The sequence below is a fragment of the Kitasatospora sp. NPDC002040 genome (assembly GCF_040296785.1).
Lineage (GTDB): Bacteria > Actinomycetota > Actinomycetes > Streptomycetales > Streptomycetaceae > Kitasatospora.
Genome location: NZ_JBEOXV010000002.1, coordinates 563774 through 582587 on the forward strand (window position 1 = coordinate 563774; position 18814 = coordinate 582587).

At 72.1% G+C, this 18814-nt stretch carries 19 protein-coding genes; 11 read left to right on the top strand and 8 right to left on the bottom strand.

The window, feature by feature from the left end; genetic code table 11:
* Nucleotides 1-51: 51 nt before the first annotated feature.
* The 7 genes from ABT118_RS07880 to ABT118_RS07910 all read right to left on the bottom strand — a co-directional run bounded on the left by ABT118_RS07880 (nucleotide 52) and on the right by ABT118_RS07910 (nucleotide 5635).
* Nucleotides 52-861, bottom strand: a complete 810-nt coding sequence (locus ABT118_RS07880) for a maleate cis-trans isomerase family protein (protein ID WP_350645787.1) — start codon at nucleotides 859-861, stop codon at nucleotides 52-54.
* Between the two features lie 10 nt (nucleotides 862-871).
* Entirely contained in the window at nucleotides 872-1549 is a 678-nt protein-coding gene (locus tag ABT118_RS07885) for a transglutaminase-like domain-containing protein (RefSeq protein WP_350645789.1), read from the bottom strand.
* 32 nt (nucleotides 1550-1581) lie between these two features.
* Complete coding sequence (locus tag ABT118_RS07890; RefSeq protein ID WP_350645791.1) at nucleotides 1582-2700, bottom strand: acyl-CoA dehydrogenase family protein; 1119 nt, start codon at nucleotides 2698-2700, stop codon at nucleotides 1582-1584.
* 78 nt (nucleotides 2701-2778) lie between these two features.
* Nucleotides 2779-3153, bottom strand: coding sequence for an ectoine synthase (locus tag ABT118_RS07895; RefSeq protein WP_350645793.1), 375 nt, complete (start codon nucleotides 3151-3153; stop codon nucleotides 2779-2781).
* 63 nt (nucleotides 3154-3216) lie between these two features.
* Nucleotides 3217-3480 carry an acyl carrier protein gene (locus tag ABT118_RS07900; protein WP_350645795.1) on the bottom strand — a complete coding sequence of 88 codons (264 nt, stop codon included), beginning with the start codon at nucleotides 3478-3480 and terminating at the stop codon, nucleotides 3217-3219.
* Nucleotides 3477-4943: an AMP-binding protein gene (locus ABT118_RS07905; RefSeq protein WP_350645797.1), complete on the bottom strand. Its 1467-nt coding sequence runs from the start codon at nucleotides 4941-4943 to the stop codon at nucleotides 3477-3479. The genes ABT118_RS07900 and ABT118_RS07905 overlap by 4 nt, the downstream gene beginning before the upstream one ends.
* Before the next feature lie 242 nt (nucleotides 4944-5185).
* Nucleotides 5186-5635 carry a MarR family winged helix-turn-helix transcriptional regulator gene (locus ABT118_RS07910; protein ID WP_350645799.1) on the bottom strand — a complete coding sequence of 150 codons (450 nt, stop codon included), beginning with the start codon at nucleotides 5633-5635 and terminating at the stop codon, nucleotides 5186-5188.
* A 241-nt stretch (nucleotides 5636-5876) separates the two neighbouring features.
* Between ABT118_RS07910 and ABT118_RS07915 the strand changes: the two genes are divergently transcribed.
* From ABT118_RS07915 to ABT118_RS07940, 6 genes are all read left to right on the top strand, one after another.
* Nucleotides 5877-7028, top strand: a complete 1152-nt coding sequence (locus tag ABT118_RS07915; RefSeq protein ID WP_350645801.1) for an IS701 family transposase — start codon at nucleotides 5877-5879, stop codon at nucleotides 7026-7028.
* 139 nt (nucleotides 7029-7167) lie between these two features.
* A complete protein-coding gene (locus tag ABT118_RS07920; protein ID WP_350645803.1) occupies nucleotides 7168-7656 on the top strand; it encodes a nucleoside deaminase in 489 nt (162 codons plus the stop codon).
* A complete protein-coding gene (locus ABT118_RS07925) occupies nucleotides 7653-8312 on the top strand; it encodes a DsbA family oxidoreductase (protein WP_350645805.1) in 660 nt (219 codons plus the stop codon). The genes ABT118_RS07920 and ABT118_RS07925 overlap by 4 nt, the downstream gene beginning before the upstream one ends.
* A gap of 49 nt (nucleotides 8313-8361) precedes the next feature.
* On the top strand, nucleotides 8362-8679 hold the full coding sequence (locus ABT118_RS07930) for a DMT family transporter (RefSeq protein WP_350645807.1): 318 nt from the start codon (nucleotides 8362-8364) through the stop codon (nucleotides 8677-8679).
* 45 nt (nucleotides 8680-8724) lie between these two features.
* On the top strand, nucleotides 8725-9132 hold the full coding sequence (locus ABT118_RS07935; protein WP_350645809.1) for a DMT family transporter: 408 nt from the start codon (nucleotides 8725-8727) through the stop codon (nucleotides 9130-9132).
* Between the two features lie 180 nt (nucleotides 9133-9312).
* Nucleotides 9313-9972 carry an NAD(P)H-binding protein gene (locus ABT118_RS07940; protein ID WP_350646299.1) on the top strand — a complete coding sequence of 220 codons (660 nt, stop codon included), beginning with the start codon at nucleotides 9313-9315 and terminating at the stop codon, nucleotides 9970-9972.
* A gap of 55 nt (nucleotides 9973-10027) precedes the next feature.
* Here the strand turns inward: ABT118_RS07940 and ABT118_RS07945 are convergent, their stop codons facing one another.
* Nucleotides 10028-11620 carry a M4 family metallopeptidase gene (locus ABT118_RS07945; RefSeq protein WP_350645811.1) on the bottom strand — a complete coding sequence of 531 codons (1593 nt, stop codon included), beginning with the start codon at nucleotides 11618-11620 and terminating at the stop codon, nucleotides 10028-10030.
* A gap of 459 nt (nucleotides 11621-12079) precedes the next feature.
* On the opposite strand from ABT118_RS07945, the gene ABT118_RS07950 reads away from it, so the two are divergent.
* The 5 genes from ABT118_RS07950 to ABT118_RS07970 all read left to right on the top strand — a co-directional run bounded on the left by ABT118_RS07950 (nucleotide 12080) and on the right by ABT118_RS07970 (nucleotide 18814).
* The gene (locus ABT118_RS07950; RefSeq protein ID WP_350645813.1) at nucleotides 12080-12631 is read left to right on the top strand and encodes a GNAT family N-acetyltransferase; all 552 of its coding nucleotides are present in this window, start codon (nucleotides 12080-12082) and stop codon (nucleotides 12629-12631) included.
* 88 nt (nucleotides 12632-12719) lie between these two features.
* Nucleotides 12720-14876, top strand: a complete 2157-nt coding sequence (locus ABT118_RS07955; protein WP_350645815.1) for a WD40 repeat domain-containing protein — start codon at nucleotides 12720-12722, stop codon at nucleotides 14874-14876.
* Nucleotides 14877-14986: 110 nt separating this feature from the next.
* On the top strand, nucleotides 14987-15523 hold the full coding sequence (locus tag ABT118_RS07960) for a WXG100 family type VII secretion target (protein ID WP_350645817.1): 537 nt from the start codon (nucleotides 14987-14989) through the stop codon (nucleotides 15521-15523).
* A 37-nt stretch (nucleotides 15524-15560) separates the two neighbouring features.
* On the top strand, nucleotides 15561-17900 hold the full coding sequence (locus ABT118_RS07965; protein WP_350645819.1) for a WXG100-like domain-containing protein: 2340 nt from the start codon (nucleotides 15561-15563) through the stop codon (nucleotides 17898-17900).
* An 8-nt stretch (nucleotides 17901-17908) separates the two neighbouring features.
* Nucleotides 17909-18814 carry a hypothetical protein gene (locus ABT118_RS07970; RefSeq protein WP_350645821.1) on the top strand — a complete coding sequence of 302 codons (906 nt, stop codon included), beginning with the start codon at nucleotides 17909-17911 and terminating at the stop codon, nucleotides 18812-18814.

An 18814-nucleotide genomic window follows, 5' to 3' on the forward strand; every position in this document is an offset into this window, starting at 1 on the left:
GCCCGGCTTCGGGGGTACGGCCGGTTGGCCGAGGGCGGGCATCGAGCAGGCTCAGGTACGTTCGGCCTTGGGGGCGGTGGTGAAGAGGTGGCCGTACCCGGTGATGCCGTGGGCGGTGTCGGCGGCACCGGCCAGGTGGAGGGCGTGCCAGAGGATCACCTGGTTGGCGGTGACGACGTGGAGGCCGAGCTCGTCCTCCAGGGTCTGGACGGTGCCCACGGCCCGGATGCCGTTGCCTGCCACCAGGACGGCGTCGGGCCGATGCGCGGCGACCGTGCCGCGGATCCACGCCGACAGGTTCTCCGGTGTGATCGCCTTCTGGTTCGAGGGCAGTCCGCAAGGGCCGTGGTGCACCACCTGGTAGCCGAACTCGCGGAAGTAGTCCGCACCTTGGCCCGACAGCAGGTCGTCGAACCAGGGCGGGTTCACCACCGCGATCCGGTCCGCGCCCAGGGCGTCGAACGCGGCCCGGGCGGCCCGGGTCGTGCCGGTGATCGGCAGCCCGCGGGTGACCGGCCGCAGCCGCTCGTACAGCTCCTGCTCGCCGCGGGCCTTCAGGGCGTAGCTGGAGGAGGTGAAGCCGAGCGCGAGCGCGTGCAGCGGCGCGGCGGCCAGCAGCTCCACGGCCTGGTCCAGGTAGGGGGGTTGGACGAAGGCCAGGATCGGGTCGTGCGGGATCTTCTCGTCCATCTCGCCGCCCGCCCGCATCGCCGCGAAGTGGATCCGGGAGGCGTGCACGGACACGGAGGCGGGGGCGACGGCCTGCAGCTCCGCCTCCGGGCCGACGTCGGCGTGCGGTACGACGACGCCGATCCGGGTCGAGGCGTCCCAGCCGTCGAGCGGTGCGGGGGTGCCGGTCATGGCGCGCTCCTTACCGGGTGAGGGTGGACTCGTCGGCGAGCCGGCCGCCGCCGACGGTGCCGGTCCCGTCGGCGTCGAGGAACCTGGGGTGGCGGCCGCGCATCGACTCCAGGACGAAGTCGTAGGGGACGTCGTCGAAGCTGCCGTGGTCGGTGAGGAACTCCATCGAGCCGCCGCCCTCCCCGAACGGGTGGTGCAGGCTGTCGCTCAGACCGTCGAACTCCAGCGCCTGCATGCCGTACATCCGGCAGAGCAGCTTGTTGAACACCGGTGTGGCCTTGACCCACTTGCCGTCCAGGTGGACCTGGGTGAGCGCGTGGAAGAACACGTCGCCGCCGATGTGCTCCAGCAGCCGGGGCGAGGCGAGGTGGTTGCGCACGTCGCCGTAGACCAGCCGGGAGGGGATGCCCAGGGCGCGTACGGCGGCCGCGTACAGGGCCGACTTGTGCAGGCAGAACCCGGACTTGGTGGCGGCGGTGTGCGAGGCCCGGAGTCCGTCGCGGGAGAGCGGGGCGCCGTAGACCTCGTAGAAGACGCCGTCGCGGACGGCGTAGTACAACTCGACCGCGTTGGTCCGCCGGTCGGCGGAACGGTCCTTGACGGCGTGGTCGATGAAGTCCTGCACCGCGTCGGTCTCGTAGTCGAGGAAGGCCGTCGGTCGGGTGAGATGGTCCAACTGCTCGGTCATCAGTGCTTCCTGTCGGTCGGTCGGATGGCGGGTCAGAGCCCGAGGAGGGTGGCGATGCGGTTGCGCTGGATCTCGGAGGTGCCGGAGTAGATCGTCCCGGCGACCGAGTTGCGGAGGTCGCGCTCGATCCCGTACTCGGTGAGCACGCCGCGGCCGCCGTGGATCTGCACCGCGTCGAGCGCGGTCTGCAGGTTGGCCTCGGAGACGATGGTCTTGGTGGCCGCGAGGTCGAGTGCGGCGTCCTCGTTCCGCTCGACCTTGGCGCCGGTGTCGGTGAGCCACTTGCGGGCCGTCTCCACCCGCATCTTCATGTCCGCGATCCGGTGCGAGACGCCCTGGTAGCTGCCGATCGCCTGGCCGAACTGGCGCCGCTCCCGGGCGAAGGCGATGGTCTGCTCCAGCCGGCGGGTCATCTCGCCCAGGGTGATGGAGAAGCCGAACAGGACCTCACGCTTCATCACGTGGTCCAGCACCAGGAAACCGGCGCCCTCCTGCCCGACCCGCTGGGCCACCGGGACGCGCAGTCCGTCGAAGGCGAGCGTGCCGATCGGACTGGTGCGCAGGCCGATCTTGTCCATCGCGGGGCCGACGGTCAGGCCGGGGGTGCCGGCCTCGACCAGCAGGGTGGTGAGGCCGAACGGGCCGGGCCTGCCGGTCCGGACGTAGAGCAGGAACAGGTCCGCGACGGGGGCGTTGGTGATGAACATCTTGTCGCCGTCGACCACGTAGTGGTCCCCGTCGCGGCGGGCGGCGGTGGCCAGGTTCAGCGCGTCGGAACCGCCGGACCGCTCGGTGATCGCGTGGGCGGTGATCGACTCGCCGGACATGATCCCCGGCAGGTACCGCTCCTTCTGCTGCTGATTCCCGAACCGCTGCAGTGGTACGCCCACGGACACGATCTGGGTCGAGGCGGAGAAGGAGAGGCCGGCGTCGTTCGACGTGTGGCCGAGCCCCTCCAGCGCCCGCATCGTCTCGGTCAGGCTGCGGCCGGCGCCGCCGAACTCCGGATCGAAGTGGGTGCGCAGCAGTCCGGTCTCCCGCAGGGCCTTCCACTTGTCGTGCGGGAAGGCGCCCGCCGCGTCCAACTCGCGGGTCTCGGCGTTGAGTCGGTCGGCCCACGGGGCGGTGAGGTGGAAGAGGTCTTCGGTCACGGCAGGTCCTCGGGGTCGGTGGCGGAGGCACCACGCCGGGCCGGGGCCCGGCCCGGCCCGGCGTGGTGCCCGGTCCGGTCAGTACTGGGAGAAGCCGTCCTCGGACAGCACGTGCTTCTCGTTGCCGACGATCGGCGGGTTGAAGATCGACACCAGCAGCAGGTCCTCGTCGTCGGAGGCGACCAGGTAGTGCGGGTCGTGCTCGTTGAGGACGTAGATGGTGCCCTTGGTGATCTTGTGGCGGGTGCCGTCCTTCTCCACGACCTCGCCCGAGCCGCCGACGCAGTAGCAGGCCTCCAGGTGGTTGCGGTACTGCAGGGCACTCGACGTGCCCTTCCGCACCAGGGTGTCCGCGACGGCGAAGCCCATGCCGTCGGCCTTGGTCAGTAGCCGGTAGCTCAGACCGTTGCCCCACTCGACCGGGGCGACATCATCGAGGCTGCGAACGAACATCTCTCTGGTTCTCCTTCTGAATCAGGTTGGTGGTGCAGGGTGGTGGTGCGGATCGGGGGCGGGTCAGACCGCGGCCGGCCGGTGGTCCTCGACCAGGGCCACGATCGCGTCGACGGTGCGGAAGTTGTCCGGCCCGAACTCGATCTCGTCGACCGGGAGTTGATAGACATGGGTGACGTGCGAGAGGAGTCTCACCAGGCCGAGACTGTCGATGACGCCGGAGTCGATCAGGTCGTAGTCACCGGTCAGGTCCGCGGTGTCCTCCCCGGCCAGGAACTCGGCCGCGACGTAGGCGCGGATCTCGCCGGCGATGTCGGTACTGCTCATGCGTCGCTCTCCTTCAGGCAGTTCTGCTTGATCAGGTTGCGGTCGGGCTTGCCGGTCGAGGTGCGGGGCAGGGAGACCGCGGTCAGGTGCACCGATCCCGGGATGGCGTGCCGCGGCAGGTGCCGGCCCAGGTGGGTGCGGAGCCGGAGGCTGGTGAGGCCGCTGCCCGGGCGGCTGGTGACCTGGGCGTGCAGGCGGACGCCCGCCTGCGGGTCGGGCAGCGACACCACCACGGCCTCGGTGACGTCCGGGTGGGCCGCGATCACGTTCTCCACCTCCTGCAGGTTGGTGCGCACGCCCCTGACCTTCACGTGCCAGTCCGCGCGCCCCTCCAGGTGGTGCAGGCCCTCGGCGGTGCGGGTGACGATGTCGCCGGTGCGGTAGAAGATCCGGTCCCCGACCTGGGTGAACACCGCGTCGTTCAGGTCCCGGCGCAGGTATCCGGTGGTCTGGAACGGTGTGGAGACCAGGAGTTCGCCAGTGCCGGCCGAGGCGAGCGGCACGCCGTCGGCGTCCAGCACCAGGGCCTCGGTGCCGCGGATCGGACGGCCGATGGGCAGCGGCCCGCCCAGGTCGGGGTCGACCCGGTGGATGAACGAGTCGTTGGTCTCCGTGCAGCCGAACACGTTGTGGAAGGCGGCCCGGGGGAAGGCCGGGGCGACCCGGCCCAGCAGCTCGCCCGGCATCTGCTCACCAGTGAAGACGACGTGGCGCACCGTGCCGAACGAGTCGCCGTGCTCCAGCAGCAGCCGGTACATCATCGGCACGCCCTGGACGAAGGTGACCCGGTGCCGGGCCGCCAGCCCGGCCAGGTGCGCCGCGTCGGTGGCCCGCTGACGGTCCACCAGGACCACGGCGGCACCGAGCCGGAGGAAGGTCCAGACGTCGAGCAGTGCCAGGTCGAAGTTGAGGGGTGCGTAGGACAGGGCGGTGTCGCGGTCGGACAGGCCGAACTCCTCGGTGGCCCAGTCCGCGAAGGCGTCGAACCCGGCGGCCTCGATCGGCACGATCTTGGGGGTGCCGGTCGAGCCCGAGGTGGTCAGCAGCAGCCCGGTCCGGCCCGGGTCCGGCGTCGTGAACCCGTCGGCCGCGCCGTCCTCCGGCCGCACCGGCACGGCGGTGATCCCGCCGTCCTCGGTCGCGGTGAGCAGGTGGGAGACGCGGGCCTGCCCGGCCAGCCGGTCGAGCGCGGCACTGCCCAGGTCGGGTGAGGGGGCGAGTGCGGTGTGACCCTCCTGGAGCACGGCCAGCAGCAGGGCCACGGTCCCCGGCGTCTTGTGCGCCGGGACGCAGACGGTGCTGCCCGCCGGGAGGTCGAGCCGGGTGAGCCCCGTGCGCAGACGCCGGGTCAGGTCGCACAGGCGGCCGTAGCTGACGGCCTCGTCGTTGTAGTGGAGCGCGATGCGATGGGGATGGCTGTCGCCGTGGGCGGCGACGGTTTCGGCCAAGCGGGACGATGGCACGGGGGATTCCTCGCGTCGGTTCAGCCGTCGGCGATCGGTGCCGTCCGACTGTTCGAATCGTGCGCTGTCGGACTTGAAGGTACCCGGGCAAGTACATGCTTGGTCAAGCATCTACTTGCCGAAGTGGGTGTGACCCAGACCACTTAAGTTGCATGTTCAAGCAAAAAAATGCCCCGAACGCTGAGTGCGTTCGGGGCGGGGAAGTACGGGTGGAGCAGGGCCCGACCAGGGCTGACCCGGGGTCAGACCCGGGCTGCGCGCAGGGCCTGGACGGTGGGACCGATCTCGGGGTCGGCGGTGAAAGCGTTCAGCGCGGACGAGAGCACTTCCGCATAGGTGGCACGGGCGTCCTGGTAGCGCCGGCGGCCCTCGTCGGTGATGACCGCGTAGACACCGCGCTTGTCCGACGGACACAGGTCCTTGAGGGCGAAGCCGGCCGCCTCCAACCGCCCCACCAGGCGGGTCACCGAGGACTGCCCCAGGCCGACCCGGTCGGCCAGGTCCTGCATCCGCAACTCGCTGGTGGCGGAGCGGTCCAGGTGCTCCAGCGAGCGGTACTCCGACAACCCGATCCCGTGCCGGCGCTGCAGCGCCAGGGCCAGCTCGCGTTCGACGTGGGCGTGCAGCGTGAGCACCCGGTTCCATGCAGCGTGGTCGGACGTGCGCAGGGGGGCATGTGGTGCGTTCGCCACAGCGCCTCCTCTCTGGTTGCCGTTTCACCGCAATGATACATGCACGTGCAAGTTTCCGACAGTCCCGACATCCCGGGACCCAGCAGCCCCTCCCGTCCCTGGGCGGCGGAAGCACCCCCGGCGGAGTTGACGAAGTGCGGACCGGACTGCCTTTCGGCGGCGGAATACATTGCTCCAACTTCGGCGCGGGTGCAGTCTGCGGAAAGGACCGCGCATCCGGGGGTCATGGAGAGGGACGGAAATGAGGGAATGGGACTCCGTTAGCGAGTTCACCGATCAGCTCTTCGCCCACCTGCGCCGGGCCGAACAGCGCCGGTGGGCGCACGCATATGTACGCGGCCTGCTCAGCACCCCCGGCAAGAAGTCCATCCGCCGGCTGGCCGCGCTGGCGAGCGACTCCCCCACGGCCCCCCAGGCGCTGCACCAGTTCATCAACGAGAGCCCCTGGGAGTGGGACCCGGTCTGCGACCAGCTGCGGCAGTGGGCCGCGGACCGGGTCCGGCCCCGGGCCTGGACCGTTGCCCCCGTGGTCCTGCCCAAGCGCGGGGACAAGTCCTGCGGCGTGCACCGCCGTTTCATCCCGCACACCGGACGCACCGTCAACTGCCAGCTCGGAATTGCCGTCTTCATGTCGACCGACGCGGGAGAATTCCCGGTCGGCTGGCGCCTGTTCGTCCCTGAGCAGTGGACCCGCGGACCGCTGCGCGAACAGGCCAGAATTCCGCAGGCGCGCGTCCATTCGACCGAACTGGAAATTCTCCACCTGATCGACTCCATGGTGCGGAACTCCCCGCACCTGTCCGTCCCGGTGGTCGCCGACCTCGACGGATATATGGACTCGCGCCGGCTCATCGACGGTCTCGCCGGACAGGGCCGCGATTTCCTGGTCGCGATCCCCGACGGGTTTCCGCTCGCCCCGCTCAACTTCCGCGCCGGCATTCCCCGGACCCCGGTGGCGGCGGTGACCCTGCTCCCGGACGAGCACGCTCCCGAGGCCCGCCCCGCCCCGAGGAGACCGGGCGCCTCCCCGAGACCCGGCCGACCGGCCGCCCAGGACCGGCTGGTCCAACTGCCCGGCGCCGCACCGGGCGACCAACGGCCCCGGCCGCTGCGCCTGTTCGCCCGGACCGAGTCCCCCACCGGCGGGCCCGGCCGGCTCTGGCTCACCAACCTGGTGGACCGGCCCGCGGACGAACTGGTGGCGTACACCGAACGCCACCCCACCACCGGCGAGACCGTCGACCTGCTCCAACGGGGCTTCGGCCTGCGGGACTTCGAGGGCCGCTCGTTCCCCGGCTGGCACCACCACATGACCCTGGTCTCGGCCGCCTTCGCGTTCAGCCGCCTGGCCGACGCGGCCGGAGCAGCCGGAGCGCAGCCCGCGAGTGCTTGACATCGAGATACTTGCTCATGCAAGCTTTCCCTATCCGCTCAGCCATCCTGCGGGATCTTCTGACCGTGAAGAATTTGCAGGTACAAGCAACTACTGAGCCCTCGGGGCTGCCTTCGGCGGTCTGAGCCAGGGAGCGACATTGCGCTATTCAGAGATCCCAGAGAGCGAGCTGACCGAGTACGTCCGCGAGGCGGTCCGGATCAGTCGCGAGCACGTCGCCGAGGGCGGCATCCCGTTCTCGGGTGTCGTGGTCAACCACGGCCGCATTCTCGGCACCGGCTTCAACCGGGTGCGGGAGGACCGCGACCCCACCGCGCACGCCGAGGTGACGGCGCTCCGCACCGCCACCGCCGAGCACGGCCCGCACGCGGTCGCCGGGGCGGTCCTGATCGCCTCCGGCGAGCCCTGCGCCCTGTGCTACCTGGCCTCGCTGTACTTCGGCGTCGGCCACATCGTGCACGCGGCGGACCGCAGGACCGCCGCCCGGTACGGCTTCGACTACACCGACTCGTACTCGATCTTCGCCGAGGACCCGGCGAGCTGGCCGGTCAAGGTCACCTCGCTCCAACTCCCGGAGGCGACAAAGCCGTTCGAGGAGTTCCTGACCATGAACCGGGGGCGGTCGTGAACGCCACCGGGGCCGGCCCGGTCGGCATCAAGGTCTGGTCGGACTACGTCTGCCCGTTCTGCCTGCTGGCCGAGGGCCCGCTGCACCAGGCCACCCACGACCTGGACGTCCGGATCGAGTGGATGCCGTTCGAGCTGCGGCCCCACCCGACGCCGACGCTGCGCCCCGAGGACGAGTACCTGCCCGCGATCTGGGCCCGCGCCGTCTACCCGATGGCCCGCCGCCTGGGCGTGGACCTCACCCTGCCCACCGTCTCCCCGCAGCCGTACACCCGGCTGGCCTTCGAGGGCTACCAGTACGCGGCCGGGCACGGCCGGGCCGCCGAGTACACGCCGCGCGTCCTGCGGGCCTTCTTCCAGGAGGACCGGGACATCGGCCGGCCCGAGGTCCTGGCCGACATCGCGGCCGAACTCGGCCTGGACCAAGCCGAGTTCACCGAAGCCCTGGCCACCGGGCGGCACGCCGAAGCCCATCGGGAGGCGCTGCGGACGGCCGAGGCGTACCGCGTCTCGGTCGCTCCGACGATCGTCATCGGCGAACGCCACCGGATCGAGGGCGTCCCCTCGGCCGCCCAGATCCGCAAGGCCGTGCTCGACGCCCGGGCCGACCTGACCGTCGGCAGCGGCATCGACGCCTGCGGCATCGACGGCTGCTGATCCACCAGCCCCCCTACGACTGCTCTCCATCGAACCCAAGGACCTGGCCATGCAGTGGATCTACCTCGCCGTCGCCGTCGTCTTCGAGATCGCCGTCGCCATCGCGGCCGGCAAGGCCGACGGCTTCAAGAACCGCCCCTGGACCGCCGCGACCCTGGTCAGCGGCGCGATCGGGACCTACTTCCTCAGCAAGGCGCTGCTGACCTTCAACGTGGGTGTCGGCTACGCCATCTGGACCTCCGTCTCCGGCATCGGCATCACCCTGCTCGGAGCAGCGCTCTTCGGTCAGCGCCTGGACTGGCGCAAGGCGGTCGGCATCGCCGTCATCATCATCGGCGTCGTCGGCCTCCAGCTCAGCGGCGCCTGAGCCGCCGTCACCACCTCACCCCGTTCCAGGAAAGGACCCGCGCACATGTCCAACACCGGCTCCACCTCTGCCAACTCCTGGCTCATGCTCTTCCTCGCCGGGGCGTTCGAGATCGGCTACGCGCTCTCCGTCGGCGGCAGCCACGGCTTCACCCGCCTGGCCTGGTCGCTGGTCGCCGTCGTGTTCTTCCTGCTCACCCTCTGGGCCCTGAGCGCCGCGCTCAGCACCATCGACGTCAGCATCGGCTACGCCGTCTGGGCCGGGATCGGGTCGGTCGGCGCCGCACTGCTGGGCCCCGTCGTCTTCGACGAGACCCTCACCGCGGGCCAGGCGGTCTGGCTGGCCGTCATCATCGCCGGCGTGGTCTGGCTCAAGCTCGCCGACCGGCCGCGACGGACCCCGGCCCCGGAGCCCACCGTACTGTCGAAGGAAGCCCAACCCGCAGAACTCTGAGCCGCGCTCGACGCGCTGCCGCCCCGACCGCCTCCCCGGCCGACCGTCCTCCGGCCGACCGGGGAGGCTCTCTGTCGAGTGCCGTGCGCCGCCCCCGGCCCGGCCCGGGCGGAGTGGTACCGTCACGGCTCCGCCGGGCATGCGACCGGTACGCACCACCTCGGGAGATGACCCTTGAACGTGCTCCTCTTCGGCGCCACCGGCATGGTGGGGCAGGGCGTGCTGCGCGAGTGCCTGCTCGACGACCGGGTCACCCGCGTCCGCGCCGTCGTCCGGTCGCCGCTCGACACCACCCACCCCAAGCTCACGGAGCTGGTGCACGCGGACTTCACCGACTTCACCGCGCTGGCGGCCGAGTTCGAGGACGTCGACGCCGTCTTCTACTGCCTCGGCGTCAGCTCCACCGGCAAGCGCGAGGCCGAGTACCGCCGGATCACCCACGACTACACCCTCGCCGCCGCCCGCGCCCTGCCCGCGAACCCGGCGCTCACCTTCGTCTACGTCTCCGGCGAGGGCACCGACAGCACCGAGCAGGGCCGGCTGATGTGGGCCCGGGTGAAGGGACGCACCGAGAACGAGCTGCTCGCGATGCCGTTCCACGCCTACATGTTCCGCCCCGGCTACATCCACGCCGCGAACGGCGAGCGTTCCAGGACCCCGGCCTACCGCCTGATCTACCCGGTGCTCTCCCGGCTGTACCCGCTGCTGCGCCGCACGGTGCCCGGCAAGGTCACCACCACGGAGGACATCGGCCGGGCCATGATCGCCGTCGTCGGCCGGAACGGCACCGGCGAACACGTCCTGCACAGCCCGGACATCAACCGGGCCGCCGCCGGGTGACCGCGGGGTCCGGGCCGGGTCATCACCCCGCCCGGACCCCGCCGCTGTCGACGGGTCAGCCGACGCTGACCGCGCTCCAGGCCGCGGCGACGGCCTTGTACTCGGTGCTGGTGGCACCGTAGAGGTCCTTGGCGGCGTTCAGCGACGCCGTGCGGGCGCCCTTGTAGTCCGTCGTGGAGGTCATGTAGACGGTCAGCGCGCGGTACCAGATCGCGGCGGCCTTGGTGTTGCCGATGCCGGTCACGGTCGAGCCGTTGCAGGTCGGGCTGGTGTAGGTGACGCCGTTGACGGTCTTGGTGCCGCTGCCCTCGCTGGCGAGGTAGAACCAGTGGTTGCCCACGCCGGAGGAGTTGTGGACGTCGAGCTGGCCGACCTTCCTGGTCCAGCAGTCGGCGGAGCGGCCGTCCAGCGAGGGCTTGTCCATCCGGCGCAGCCACGGCGGGGTGGACTGGTCGCTGAACAGGTAGTCGCCCTTGTCGACGCCGTTGTTGGCGTACCACTCGACCATGGTGCCGAAGATGTCGCTGGTGGCCTCGTTCAGGCCGCCGGACTCGCCGCTGTAGCGGAGGTTGGCGGTGGCGCTGGTGACACCGTGGGTCATCTCGTGGCCCATGGTGTCGAGGTCGACCTGCTCGGGGTCGGTGACGCCGTCACCGTCGCCGGTCATCATGCAGAAGCAGGCGTCGGACCACTGGGCGTTGTCCCACTTGGTGCCGACGTGGACGAAGACGGTCGCACCCTTGCCGTCGTTCTTGATGCCCCGGCGGTTGAAGGTGTTCTTGTAGTAGTCGTACGTCCAGGCGGTGTTGGCGTGGGCGTCGACCGCCGCGGTGGCACGGTCGGTGGAGAACTTGCGGCCGTCGCCCCAGACGTTGTCCGCGTCGGTGAAGAGCGTGCCCGAGTTGGCGTTGAGCGAGGAGGACGAGACGTTCTTGGCGTCCTTGGTGATGTGGCCGCGGGTCGGGTCGATCAGCGCGTAGCCGCCGGCGGTCTGCGCGGTGGTGTCGATGGAGATGTCGCCGGTGTACTCCGAGTGCCCGGTGCCGACCGCCTGGTGCTCGGCGTCGTAGGCCTCGATCTGCTCGCCGGTGGCGGCGTCCGTGACGACCACCTTGCCGGCCGGCTGGCCGTGGTCGCCGGTACCGGCCACGGTGGTGCGCCAGGCCAGGCGCGCGGTGCCGTCGACCGCCCAGACCACCAGCTCGGGGGTGCTGGTGGCGGCCTGGATGCCCGCGGCCTCGCGGAGCGCGCCGCTCGCACTGGCCTGCGCGGGGACGGCCGGGGTGGTCGACTTCACCTTGGGGTCGTGGGCGTTGCCACGGGAGGAGTCGATCAGCTTGCCGTGGGCGTTCTGATGGACCACCAGGTCACCACCGATCACCGGCAGGCCCTGGTAGGTGCGGTCGAAGCGGACGTGCTGGGTGCCGTCGGCGTCGATGACGACATCCTTGACCAGCAGGTCCTGCCCGGCGCCGAAGCCGAAGTCTCCGGGGTGGTGGCCGACGTTGGCCTTGGCGTTGGCTATCGCCGCGTCGCGGCCGGGGGCGGCGGTGGCCGCACCGGTCTGGAAGGTGACGGCGACGAGGGCGGCGGTGACCGCGAGGGCTCCGGCCGCGAGGTGGCGGCGCTGCGAGGAGGAGGGGCTCACTCTGACTCCAGTCGGGGTAGCTGTGAAGAGCTGCGACAGAGCTTGACGGTGAGCCGACAAGAAAAGCCATCCGTCGGCGCAGATCTTGACTGATCTGTGTCCTGAAGCGATCTGACCTGTCCAAATTGCCGATCTGCCAGGAACCTTGACAGTCCAACCTGCGGCCGACCTCGCCCGGGAGTGTGTGCTTCACCACCGTCACCGGCTGAAACCGCTCTCCGGCCGCTGATCGACCGCCTCCTCCCACCGCTCGGTCCCGCGCGCGGGCGGCGGTCCGGAACCGGGATGGTCCGTGTACTGATGGCTGTTCACCTGACCCGCCGTCATCAGCCCGGACGGACACCGGGATCGGCGCCATCGCAATCGACGGCCCGCCGGGCCAGGTTGATTGAGCGGCTTCAAGGTGCTTCGATACCGCACATGGGGAGGAATCGGGGCGCTGTCGGCTCGCTGAGCTCGGTGGAAGCGCTCTCAGTGCTGCGCGACGGCGAGCTGCTGGTCCGCAGGCCGGAGGAGCGCGACGCCGACACGCTGGTGGCGGGCTCGCACGATCCGCTGGTGCGCGAGTTCATGCAGGGCGTGCTGGCCCACCCCGACCGCGACTCCGCCGTGCGCTGGATCACCGAGGTCGCCCCCCGGCTCTGGGCCGGCGACCGGGCCGCGTACTTCGCGGTGGCCCGGGAGAACGCCCCCGCGATCGGGTTCGCCGAACTGGTGGACCTGAGACCGGAGGAGGGTGCGGCCGAGGTCTCGATCTGGCTGTTGCCCGAGCACCGACGGATGAAGACGGCGGCTGCTGCACTGCGGCTGGCCTGCCGGTTCGGCTTCGAGGAGTTGGGGCTGCGCCGGATCGACGCCTACGCGGCCGCCGACAACATGGGGGTCCAGGTGGTCGGGGCGTCCATCGGCTTCCGCCGGGCCGGGTTCCGGCCGGCGCTCTTCCGCAGTTCACGCACCCAGGCCCTGCACGACGCCGTGTACGCGACCTTGGTACCCGAGGATCTCTGTTGATCCCGACTTCGCACGGTGTGCACCGCACGCACTGATCTACGCGCATTGCGCGGCTGGTTGACCATGTTCCAGGGCTGGGGGTTCGGAAATGTCCGATCTGTTGGAGTTCTCCGTCGGCGGGGAGCAACTGCCGGGTGGCCGGCTTGAGCTGAGCCTGGATCAGGCCGGTGCACTGCAGGTGCGGCACCGGGCCGGAGCGGCTGAGGTGGTGCGCACCGCGACGGTGGACCCGGCGGTCCCCGCCCGGGTGCTGAACGCACTCCGCTCGACCGCTCCGGGGGCCGGCGGCGGCGCGGCCGAGGCCCGTCGGCTGGTGGCCGGCGAGCTGGCCTGGGCGGACGGCACCGAGACCCCGGTGCCCGGTATCGCCCGGCTGCTGGAGGCCCTGGCGGGCCAGCTGATCCAGCCCCAGCTGCCCGCTCAACTCCCCGGCATCCTGGTCCAGTTGGATGCGGTCGATCCGGCCGAGGCGGCTCCTGCGGCGGCCATCGGAACCGTCGCCGGCAAGCCCGCCTACGCCCTGGCCGAGGCGGGCCGGGGCTTCGGCCTGGGCGAGCTGGTGACCGGCGGCGCCTCGCTGGGCGGCTCGGACGCCGACGCCGGCCTGCTGCCCAGTGCGGTGGCGCTCGGCCGGGTCGGCGGGCGCGACCTGTTCGCGGTCGGTGCCCAGGACGGCGCGGTCCAGGTCTGGGACGCCGCCACCGGTGCACTGCTGCACGGTACTTCCGGCGGCGAGGGCGCGCAGGTGGTGGCCGCGGCGGTGGTCGACGGCGTACCGCTGGCCTTCTCCGGCGGCCGGGACGGCGAGGTGCGGGCCTGGCGGGCCGAGGACGGCAAGGGGCTGGGCCTGCTCGCCGTCAACGGCCGGGGCGCCTCGGCGCTCGTGCACGCGCACTGCGCCGGGCTCGACCTGGTGGCCGCGGCCGGCGGCGACGGCACCATCCGGGTCTGGGACGCGGCGGCCGGTGCCCGGCTCCACCTGCTGGTCGGGCACACCGACCGGGTGACCAGCCTCGCGGTGCTGTCGCTGGGCGACCAGGCGGTGCTGGCCTCCGGCGGCGTCGACCGGGAGATCCGGCTCTGGGACCTGGCCACCGGCCAGCCGCTGGCCGTACTGGCCGGCCACTCCGCGACCGTGACCGGCCTGGCCTTCGCCGAACTGGCGGGCGAACCGGTGCTGGCCTCCTGCTCGTTGGACGGCACCGTCCGCACCTGGGACGTCTACCAGGGCACCGGCCTGGACGGCTGGGCCACCGGCGGTGCCTGGCTGACCGCCCTGGCGGTGGTCCGGCACGGCGACCGGCCGGCCCTGGCGGTCGGCGACGAGCGCGGCCGGATCAGGCTCTTCGACCCGGCCGGCGGACCGGCCCTGGCGACCTGGGAGCCGACCGCCCCGGCCACCGGCCCGCGGCCGCTCAACGCCCTGGCCGCCAGCAGGACTTCGGACGGCGCCGAGCTGCTCGCGGCCGGGTACGGCGACGGCACCCTGCGGGTCTGGCAGGACGGCCTGGAGCTGCTCCAGTCAGCCCCCGACGGCGGGGCCGTGAGCTCCGTCGCGCTGGCCGAGGGCCTGCTGGTCTGCGGCACCGTGACCGGCGCGGTCCGCTGCCACCGGCTGGTGGACGGCGCCCCGCTCTCGGTGCCCACCCCGCACACCGGCCCGGTGACCTGCCTGACGATCGGCGAGTCCACCCTGGTCACCGGCGGCGCCGACGGCGTGGTCCGGATCCGCGGCGCGCTGGACGGCGCCCCCGTGCTGCGGCTGGCGGCCCATCAGCAGGGCGTCACCGCACTGGCACTCGGTCAGGCCGGGCCGCGTCCGCTGCTGGCGACCGCCGGCGGCGACCGGACCGTACGCATCTGGGATGCCGTCAGCGGTGAGCCCGGCCCGGTGGTGAGCGGCCTGGCCGGCCCCGTCGCGGCGCTGGCCTTCGCCAGCCACGGCGGCCGCCCGGTGCTGCTGGCCGGCACGGCGGAGGGCACCGTACGGGCCTGGGACACCCAGGACGGCGCGCCGGTCACCGAGCTGGCCGGCGGTGCGTCGGGCGTGCGGACCCTGGTCTGCCAGGAGATGGACGGCGAGGCGCTGGTCGCGGCCGGGGACGGGCAGGACACCGTCCGGCTCTGGCACCTGGGCAGCGGCACGCTGCTGAACGAGGCGCCGCTGGACCGGGCGCCGCTGGCGATCTCGTTCACCGAGACCGGCCTGTTCGTGGTCGGCCCCGGCGGGGCCGTCACACTCTGACCGCAGCACTTGCGGTCCTGACGCTGCGTCAGTAACCGTGACAGCAGAGCAGATTCATCGCCGATGGCCTGGGGGCGTCGGCCATCGGTGGGCACGAGCAAGGGGCGGAAATGGCGGATGGGAAGTTCCGGGTCGACCTCGAACAGGTCGAAGCGGCGGCGAAGATGATCCAGACCATGCTGGACGACCTGGAAGGACCCACCGCCCAGTTGAAGGCGACGGTCGAACAGATCAAGCCGACGGTCTACGGGACCGACCGGCTCGCCAAGTCGCTGACCGGGTCCACCGGTTCGGTCGGCGGCCTGGCGGACCACCAGAAGCAGGTGCTGGAGGGCATCCAGAAGTTCCTCGCGAACAGCGCCCAGGTCGCGGTGAACCTGCGCACGGTGGTCGCCAACTACCGCTCGGTGGACGAGTCCAACGCCACCTCGCTGCGGGCGATCGAGGGCGCGGACGCCCCGGTCGCCCCGGTCGGGCCCGGCCCTCGGAGCAAGCCGGTCACCGTGGTGGTCGCGGGCGAGACCGGCGGGCCGGTGAAGGCCGACTCCGGCTTCTCCTCGGCCGACGCACCCACGCTCGACTACAACGCCTGGGACGACCCCGAGCCACCGCCGCCGCACTCCTCCGGCAACAAGCCGCAGATCTGACCCTGCCCGAGTCGACCCTCGCAGAAGGACGGACACCGTGATCCAGCTGCCCCCCGACCTGGCAGAAGTGCTCAAGGTCATCCAGAGCAACGAGGACGGGAAGGCCATCACCTTCCCCGACAGCAACGAGGACCTCCTCGACGACCTGGCCGTCGCCTGGGAGAAGTGGAACACCTTCGCCGAGACCCGGATCGGCGCCATCGTGGCCAACGCCAAGCTGGCGATGGAGGCGATGGAGGGCGAGGCCGCCGAGAGCTTCGCGGGCTACCTCCGCAAGTTCAGCGAAGGCGAGGGCTCGCACATCTCCACCACGGTCGCGGCCGCGAGTGCCATCGCCCGGTCGCTGCGCGGCTCGATCGAGGCGGTCACCCAGACCAAGAACGAGATGATCCGCGAACTCCAGTACACGAAGGAGTACATCGAGGACAACCCGGCCGGCAAGAACGACGACATCGCCAAGTCCGAGGGCATCAAGGAGGCCGTCAGCACGTACAACACGTACGTCGGCCAGGTCGGCGGCAACGTCGACGCGATGCTCCGGGACGGCTCCGGGCACTTCCAGCGGATGACGGCGGCCGCCGAGGTCGCCTCGCTGACCGGCGGCGGCAAGGACGGCCCGGCCAGCGGTCCGTCCGGCGCACCCCGCACCGGGCTGGACGGGGTCTCGGGCGTCAACGCGCCCAACGCCCTGCAGACTTCGCTCAACCTCCCCGGCGGCGGCGCCCCCGCCCCGGTGGACATCCAGGGCTTCCAGCCGGGCGGCGCCATGCCCGGCGGGCTCGGCGGCTCCGGACTCGGTGGTTCCGGGTTCGGCGGCAGCGGGGCCGGCGGCGCTGTCCCCGGCATGCCCGGCGGGCCGCTGGCCGGTCCGGGCGGGGGCGGAGCGGGTGCTCCCGCGCTCCAGCCGTTCCGGATGCCGACCGCCCAGGCGCCGGGTGCGCTCGGCGGCGGCTTCGGTGGCGGTGGGGGCGGCAGCTTCGGGGGCGGCGGGTCCTCGCTCGGCCCGGACGGCAAGCCCGCGTTCAAGCTGCCGCCCGCCAATTCGGCCCCCGGCCTCACGCTGGCGGGGCATCAGCCCGCGAGCGGTGACAGCCCGCTCGGGATGCCCCGCACCGGCACCTCGCTGCGACCGTTCTCGCCGGGCGGGGCCGACCCCGGCAGCTCGCTCGGCGGGCCCGGCGGCCTCGGCAGCTTCCGGATTCCCGGCGGCGGCTCCCCCGCCACCGGGCGTCCCGGTGGCAGCGGCCTGACCGGGCGTCCGGCCGGGCTGCCCGGTGGCACCCTGACCGGACGTAACACCGCAGCCCCGTTCACCCCCGGCGGCGGCCGGGTGCCGGGCAGCCTCGGCGGCCCGGGCGGGACCGGCGCACGTCCGGGCGGGTCCGCATCGGGCGGCAGCGGCCTCGGCGGCGGCGCCCGCACGGGCGGCGGCTCCGCGGTCGGCGGGTACAGCCCGGGCGGCCGGGGCGCCGGGGCCCTCGGTGGCGGCGGCGCGCACGGAGGCGCCGCCGGTGTCCCGATGACGGCCGGAGGTGCCGGGCGCGGTGCCGGCGGCACCGGTGGTGCGGCCGGGTCGGCGCACGGTGCGGCCGGCGCGGGCGGGTCCGCCGCAACCGCCGGGCGCGGTGCGGCTGGTGGCATGCCCGGAATGGGCGGGATGGGTGCCGCAGGCGGCGCCGGTGCCGGTGCCGGCAAGTCCGGCTCGCGCTTCGTCCGGCCCACCCGCTTCGGCGTGGAGGACGACGACGAGGACGAGGCGGTCCTGACCGACCGCGGGATCCTCGGACAGGCCGTCAGCCACGAGCCCCAGGACCGCCAGTGGCAGCGGATGCGCCGCCGCTGGGTCGAGGAGTCCGGCCTGGCCCCGGCCGGGGAGCTGCCGCAGACCGTGGTGGCCGGCGCGGAGCAGGCCGCTCCGGCGGCGGGCGGCGGCGACCTGATGAGCCAGCTGGCGGTCGCCGTGCTCGGCACCGAGGGTGCGACGACGCTCAACGGGACGTCGGAGCAGGGTGGTTCGGGCTCCGGCGGGTCCGGTGGGTCCGGCGGTTCCGGTGACACGTCGACGGCGTCGGGTTCGGGTTCGGGCTCGGGTTCGGGCTCGGGTGCGTCGGAGGAGGCGTACCTGGAGCGGGCCCGTTCGGTGGCCGAGCGCCGCGGACGTCCGGACGAGGAGTCGACCGGTGACGCGGCCGCCACGGCCGCGCCCGCCGCACCGGCGGCCGGTCCGCCGCCGCTCCGCGAGGAGGAGGGGTTCCAGGTGCCCAGCCCGTTCATGCGGGCCGCGCTGGCACGGCTGGCCGGTTCCGGGGGCTTCCCGGAAGGCAGCGGTGAGCCGACTTCCGGACCGGCCGGTGCGGCACCCGCCCAGGGACGCTGAGGAGAACCATGGAAGAGCAGCAGCTGAGGCAGGTCGACGCAACGCAGGCCGCCGAGCCGGTCACGGCCCGCCTGGAGCCCATGCAGATGGCCGAGCCGATGCAGGCCACAGACCGGCTCCAACCCGCGCACATCGCTGAGCCCTTGCAGGCCACCGACCGCCTCCAACCCATGCAGGTCGGTGAGCCGATGCAGGCCACAGACCGCCTTCAACCCGCGCACATCGCCGAACCCTTGCAAGCCACCGACCGCCTCCAACCTATGCACGTTGGTGAGCCGATGCAGGCCACAGACCGCCTTCAACCCGCGCACATCGCCGAACCCTTGCAAGCCACTGACCGGCTCCAGCCCATGCACATGGCCGAGCCCATGAGCCGGGTCGCGGCGGAGCCGGTCGAACGGACCGAACCCCTGCAGGCCGCCACCCGGGTCGATGCCCAACCGGCCGAGAGCAGCAAGCGGTTGGCGCAGTCCGCCGCTCCCGCTGGCGGCGGCGATGCCGGGACGGGGTTCCGGGTCGATCCCGCGCAGTACGCGGCGGCGGTCGGTCCGGTGCTGTCCGGGTCGGACCAACTCGCCGAGTTGACCCGTGGCCTGAGTGCCTACATGTCCGGAATGAATGCCCGGGTGCCGTGGGGCACCGACGACTCGGGGGAGAAGTTCGCCGACGGGGAGAAGGGCTATCTCACCTACAGCGGCAAGGTGTTGGAGGGGCTGGGTAACTTGCCCGCCGCGCTCAAGTACATCGCGGACGGTCTGAAGGTGATGGCCGAGAGCTACGACAACACCGAGGAGGGTCTCTCCACCGGGCTGACCTCGATGGAGGCCGAGCTGCCGGAGACGGCGCTGTTCCACCCCGACCTTGCCCTGCGGGACGTCGCCCAGGGGCGTCCGCACCAGACCGGAAGGCCCTGA